Annotated in this window: 1 protein-coding gene; it reads right to left on the bottom strand. The window is 56.5% G+C overall.

Features of this window, described 5'->3' with window-relative positions; genetic code table 11:
• A partial coding sequence (locus tag SB822_RS61490) for a redoxin family protein (RefSeq protein WP_410859719.1) occupies positions 1-213 on the bottom strand: 213 nt, incomplete at its 3' end.
• Positions 214-230 lie beyond the last annotated feature (17 nt).

Genomic DNA, 230 nt, shown 5'->3' with positions numbered 1-230 from the left:
CTGGTCGACGCCCTTGGCGAGGATCGCGTCGCGATTATCGAGATAGCCCGGCAGGTGATTCAGGCTGCAGGTCGGCGTGAAGGCACCTGGAACGGCAAAGAGAACGACTTTCTTGCCCTTGAAAACTTCGTCGGTCGTCATTTCCTTGACGCCGTCTGCGGTCTCTACCTTGAAAGTCGCTGCAGGCAGCTTGTCACCAACTTTGATCGTCATTTATCTCTCCTCGGGGC

The sequence above is a fragment of the Paraburkholderia sp. SIMBA_054 genome (assembly GCF_046534875.1).
Taxonomy (GTDB): Bacteria; Pseudomonadota; Gammaproteobacteria; order Burkholderiales; family Burkholderiaceae; genus Paraburkholderia; species Paraburkholderia hospita.
Note: the sequence above shows the minus strand (reverse complement) of the source record. Positions and strands in the feature narration are given on the sequence as shown.